General features: G+C 68.4%; 1 protein-coding gene and 1 pseudogene. Both read right to left on the bottom strand.

Translation table 11 applies throughout. The features are described from left to right. A pseudogene (locus C5F48_RS21355) lies at positions 1-227 on the bottom strand (type I secretion system permease/ATPase); the annotation flags it as partial. 57 nt (positions 228-284) lie between these two features. Next, the coding region (locus tag C5F48_RS21350) for a peroxidase family protein (protein ID WP_107665783.1) at positions 285-6,060 on the bottom strand (5,776 nt) is incomplete at its 5' end.

Genomic DNA, 6,060 nt, shown 5'->3' with positions numbered 1-6,060 from the left:
TAGAGCCCCAGCGCCAGGATCGACAGCGCGAGCAGCGTGTTCAGCGATCCGCTGGTCAGGGCGCGGTCGTAGACCTGCATCATGTAGATCGCGCCGGTCAGGGCGAGGATGTTGATAAGGCCGGAGATGCCGAACAGCGCCAGCCCGTAGCGGGTCAGGTCCTGTCGGAGCAGCCGTTTGGCGGTCAGGAGCCGGCGCGCCTCGGCACGTGTGGGAGGGTGTGACATGATCTTTGCCTTCACGCGAAGGGCAGGCCCCGCCGGAAGCGGGGCGCGCCGGACCGGTTACAGGGTGAAGCTGTCGGCGTCGAGCGACTGGCGACCCTGAACCGTCAGGGTGAAATCCGCCTGCCCGTCGTCGTCGGTGTGACCGCTGACGAGCGTGGTGTCGCCCTCGCCCTCGGTCAGCACCAGCAGTCCCGCCACCGGGGCCTCGTCGGCCGCGGCCAGGCGGAAGCTCTGGTTGCCGGCCATCCCCCGCATCGCGTCGATGCCCGACAGGTCGATCATGTCGCCCGGCGAGAAGTCGAGGATCACGTCGCCCTCCGCCGCAGCCGCCGTGTCGAAGCGGAAGATGTCGTCGCCCTCGCCCCCGGCCATGGTGTTGGCCGCGGTTCCCGCGCGGAACAGGTCGTCCCCCGCGCCGCCGATCGCGTTCTCGACGCCGACCAGCCGGTCAACCACCCCGCCGGATTTCACCCAGCCGATGGCCGAGAGGCTGCCGAGGTCGATCTCGGCCGCGGTGAGGATCGCGCCCAGGTCGATGGTGTCGCTGCCCTCGCCGCCGAAGATCAGGTCGCGGCCGTCGCCTTCCTGCGCCAGGAAGGTATCGTCGCCCGCGCCGCCGAACAGCGCGTCGTCGCCTGCGCCGCCCTCGATCAGGTCATCGCCGTCGTCGCCGTTGATGGCGTCGGCGCCGGCCTCGCCCAGCAGCAAATCCGCCCCGGCACCGCCGGCGATGATGTCCTGCCCGCCGCCACCGGCGAGGAAGTCGTCGCCGCCGGCGCCCGTCATCGTGTCGGCTGCCTCGGTGCCGAATTCCGACATCGCCGGGACCACGGGCGTAACCGGATCGACCTCGGGCTCGGGCTCGGCGGGGGTCTCCGCCTCCTCCTCGTCGTCCTGGTCCTCCTCGCTATCGGTCTCCTCCCCCACCGTCACGTCATCCTCGTCCTCGTCTTCCTCCTCCCCCTCCAGCGGGTCGTCGGAGACGTGGTCGCTGCCCGTGCCATGCGCCACGATCTGCGGCAGGTCGTCGAGCGAGCCGGCGAAGGAGATGCTCGATCCCCCGGCCGCGGTCAGGGTGACGAGGCCGGTGACCGGATCGCGGGTCGCCTGGTAGCTCAGCGGATCGGCGCCGGCCGGCGCCTCGATCACGTCCTGGGCGCGCAGGGCACCGACGATCATGTCCTGGCCGCCGCCGGTGCGGAACAGGATCCGGTGCGCGGAGTCGAGACCCGAGATGTCGACCTCGTCCGCGCCCTCGGTCCCGTTGATGGTGATGGTGTTGTAGTTCAGGCTGGTGCCGGTGAAGTTGCCGATGATCAGCACCTGGTCGTTGTCGTTGAACAGGCCGCCACCGTTGGTGTTGATGACGATCTCCTCGATCTCGCGCAGTTCCGCGATCAAGGCGGTGGCGAGCCCGGCCTGCCGCGTGACCACGATCTCGGTCGCTGCGTTGATCGCGCCGTTCGGGCTGCCCGCCGTGAGATAGGCGTCGCGGGTATAGACCCGGTAGGTCTCGGCGGTGTCGGTGCCGTTGATCACGAAGGTGTCGCCCGCCGTGGTCTCGGTTCCGCCATCGACGATGTCGCGACCGTCGCCGCCGAGCAGCCCGGCGTTCCAGAGCACGGTGTCGTCGCCCGCGCCGCCGTTGACCGTGTCGTTCCCCGTCCCGCCGCTGATCGTGTCATCCCCGGCATTGGCGTTGATCGTGTCGTTGCCTCCGGCGCCGTTGATGATGTCGGAGAAGGCGGTGCCGTTCAGCGTATTCCCGAAGGCGGTGCCGTTGATCAGGTCGCCGACCGGACCGGCCGCGGGGGCGTTCACCACCGAGACGTTGCCCAGCAGGTCCGTCACCGTCACCGAGGCGCGCAGCAGCGCCCCGACATCGCCCTGCGCCGGCGTGTAGTTGGGCCCGGTCTCGCCTTGGATGTTGGTCCAGGTCGCGCCGTTGTTGGTCGAGCGCTGCCACTGGACCGTCGCATCGGCGATGCCGTCCTGGTCGACGAGGGTCGCCGGGCTGACGCTGATCGTCTGGGACTCGGTCGGCGTCAGGTCGCTGATCGCCGGCAGGCCGGTGACCGGGTCGTTGGCGTTGGTCACGGTGACGCCCAGCTGCTGCGTCGTCGTGGTGATCCCGTCGGAGACCGAGACCGCCACGTCATAGACATTGTCCGCCCCGGCGTCGGACGGCGCCTCGAAGTCCGGCGCGGCGATGAAGCTCAGCGCCCCGGTGACCGGGTCGATGGTGAAGAGCGCCGCATCCGCGCCGCCGGCGACGGCATAGGTCAGCGCGTCGCCTTCCGGATCGGTCGCCGTCACCGTCAGCACCGCCGTGCCGTTCTCCTCCGCCGAGACCGCGGCCGGGCTGGTGATTACCGGCGGCGCGTTCAGCAGATCCGCCAGCACAAGTTCGGAGCCGTCGCCGAAGCGGACGCGCTCGATGTTGAACAGCCGGTCCGTGCCCTCGTCGCCGAGGCCCTGCCCGGTCACCGGGTCGGTCACCCCGGGGGTCACCGTGTCGTGGGTGACAGTGAAGCTGCCGTCCTCGTTCGCGGTGATCTCGTAGTTCTCCTGCGCGTCCCAGTAGAAGGCCACGTCGTCGTCGCCGGCCTCGCCGCCGTCGAGGATCTCGCGCACCGCCTCGAGCTGGCTGATCATCAGGTCGCGGGCGAAGAGCGCCGCCTCCAGCGTCTTGCCGCCGAAGAGTGCGTTGCCGGCGCTGTCGAGCACCTGCGCCGTCAGTCGCGCCGCGGTGCCGATCACCGTGCCGTTCAGCGCCTTCACGGCGATATGCACGGAGAGCCACTTGTCGCCATCGATGATGTCATTTCCGGCCATGCCGCGGATCAGGTCGGACCCGCCGCCACCGAGGATGATGTCGGAGCCGTCGGCTGTGTCCATGACGCCGCGCAGCACCTCGGTGGTACTGCCGCCGGGATGGGTCACGTCGAAGCGCTCCAGATGCGCCACGAGGTCGGAGAGGCCCGAGATCAGCGACAGGTTCTTTTCCAGGAGCACGTTGGAGAAGGACTCGACCGGCGCGTCGGCGGCGATCTGCGCGGCGTTGCCGTCGGCGTCATAGGCCCCGGTCACCACCTCGCGGCCGGTCAGCACGTCGTCGTGGCGCCAGCCCGACAGACCCTCGACCAGATCGTAGCGGTCGCGCAGGATGTTGTTCTGCTGGTTGACGAAGATCGACACGTTCATGTCGGCGTCGGCGGCGTAATTGTTGCCCTGATAGGTGACCCAGTCGAAGCCCGCCATGCCGTTGTTGCGGTTGATGCCGATGCCCTGCACCATGATGTCGTCGCCGGATTCCGCGTCGAAATCGGTGTCGTTCTCGCCCGACAGCATGATGTCATGGCCGATGACCCGCGAGTTGAAGAACAGCTCGGAGTTGTCGCCGGTCAGGGTGTTCATGTTGCCCTGACCTTCCATCCAGTCATGGCCCTCATTGCCGAGGATCATGCCGCCGCCGCCCGAGGCCGCGCGGATGAAGTCCTCCCCCTCGCCGCCGAAGATGTCCTTGGCCTCCGACCCGCCGGCCAGCAGGTCGTTGCCCGATCCGCCGAAGACGAGGTCGATGCCCATGCCGCCGTTGATGATGTCGTCGCCACCCTCGCCCTTCAGCACGTCGGCCCCGCCGACATCGGTGCCGCTGTCGGTGATGATGTCGTTGCCCTCGCCGCCGTGGATATGGTCGACGCCGTAGCCGCCCTCGATCCGGTCGTCGCCGCCCTCGCCCCAGATGCCGTCATCGCCCGCGCCGCCGATGATGGTCTCGGCCCGGTCGGTGCCACCAAGCACGACATGCTCGCCGCCGGTGTATTGCAGGTAGTCGGCGCGGCGGATCACCAGCGACGGGGTGCCGGTGATGGCCGAGATCACGTCGGCCTCCCGCGTCGGGTCGGCGTTGCCGAGGCCTTCGTTGTATTGCAGCGCCTGGTTCATCTCGATGATGTAGTCGGCCGACTGGAAGGCCGCGCCGTTGATGTGGATGCCGCTGTGCTCGGTGTCGGTGTTGCGGCGGACAAGATCGGCGAAGCTGTCGCTCTCCAGCTGCGTCAGCAGGTTCATGCCCTGCGTGCGGCTGAGGTAGTAGAAGCGGTCGGCGTTCTGCAGGTTCTGGATCTGCGACTCGAAGACAAAGGTGAAGGTCGACCCCAGCATGCCGCCGAAGGGCATCAGCGCCTCGGCCAGACCGCCGATCCAGAAGTCGACCTTGTTCAGCCCGCTTTCCGTCCCCGCCCAGCTGCCGGTCGAGTTCAGGAAGTCGATCCGGTCGGCGCGCTCCGCCTCGGTCTCGTCCACCGCGCCGAACACGAGGTCGGTCGCCGCCGCGCGCTTCTCGGACAGGGTGGTGGCGCCGGTGACGCTGGCATGGGTGCCGTAGGCGGCGATGAAGTTGATCACCGACATCGGGTTCTTCAGGTTCTGCGCGTAGTCGGCCCAGCTGTCATAGGGCTTGAGGTAGCTGTCGTTGGTCTTCTCGAAGATCTCGCGCCGCGTCTCGTTCAGCGAGGGAATGCCGGTCTCGCGCGCCCGGGTCATGTTCAGCGCGGCGAGGTCGAGCGGCAGGCCGACGAGGTTGTTGCGCAGCGCCGAGGTGGTGAACTCATCGATCTCGTTGCCGGTCTGGCGCGACATGCCGCGCAGGATGGCCCCGGCGGCGGCGGCGGCATCCACCCCGGCGGCGTCGAAGGCCAGCGGGTTGAGGAAGGCCTCGATCAGGCCGATCTCCTCCGGCGAGGCGGCGCCGTTCACCAGCTTCAGCATTTCGACCTGCTCGTTCAGCATCGAGTGGCCGAAGCGGTAGACGACCTGGGCGAACTCCTCGTAGATCGCCCCGTCCAGCTCGACGGTGTGAGAGAAGACGAAGGGGTCGATCTGCGGCGCGACGGCGCGGACGAACTCCTCGAACACCAGATGCTGGTAGACCATCTCGGTCGAGAAGCGCGAGGCCTGGAACAGGCGCTCGCCGTCCCAGGCCAGCGTCGACAGGTCGGCCGGCACCTCGGTCACCTCGACCAGCAGCCACTGGTTCAGGAAGGCGATGTCGACCGTCCCGCCCTCGCCCGGCTGCAGCAGCTGGTCCTTGATCGCGTCGACCTGGCGGTTGTGCTCGCCGTGGAAGACGGTGTGGATCGCGGTCAGCGCGATGTTCTCGTTGCCGCGCCCGTCGCCGACGATGTAATGCGCGTCCAGCAGCCCGGCGTCATAGGCAGCGGTGGCCGAGGGCACGGCGGCATGGGCGATATCGTTCAGGAAGCCGCGCCCGGCGGTCAGCGCCGTGAGGCCCGAGATCGGCGCGGCCAGGTCGCCCTCCAGCGCGCCCTGCGCCGTCATCATCATCGGCAGGCCGTTGGCGCCCCGGACAAACTCGCCGTAGAGGTCGGTGACCAGCAGCGGCACGCTGTTCACGTTCAGGTCGCCCAGTTCGATCCCCAGCATCTCGCGGGCCTGGATCTTGATGTCGGCCCAGGTCGGCGGACCGCCCTTCGCGCCTTCCAGCATGTGGCCGGTGGCGAGCGGCTTGCCCTCCACCATGACATATTCGCGCAGGAAGACCTGGTGCGAGGCGTTCGAGGTATAGACCTGGTTCAGGTCGACCCAAGGCGTCGTCTCGTTGCGGTGCTCGCGGATGTCGTCGGCGGTGCCGCGGATGCCGTCCGGCCCCGGGTCGTTGGTGGCGCGGGTCAGCACCATGAAGTTGGTCTGGCTGGTCGGATCGTAGAGCGGATCGTCGGGGTGCAGCGGGATCATCACCGTGCCGCTGCCGCCCTTCTCGGTCAGGTCGAGCCCGTGGTCGAAGAACTGGCCGAAGATGGTCATGAAG

The sequence above is a fragment of the Cereibacter changlensis JA139 genome (assembly GCF_003034985.1).
In the GTDB taxonomy this organism is placed as follows: Bacteria; Pseudomonadota; Alphaproteobacteria; order Rhodobacterales; family Rhodobacteraceae; genus Cereibacter; species Cereibacter changlensis.
The sequence above is the reverse complement of the archived record's forward strand: the minus strand, read 5'-3'. Positions and strand labels throughout refer to the sequence as shown.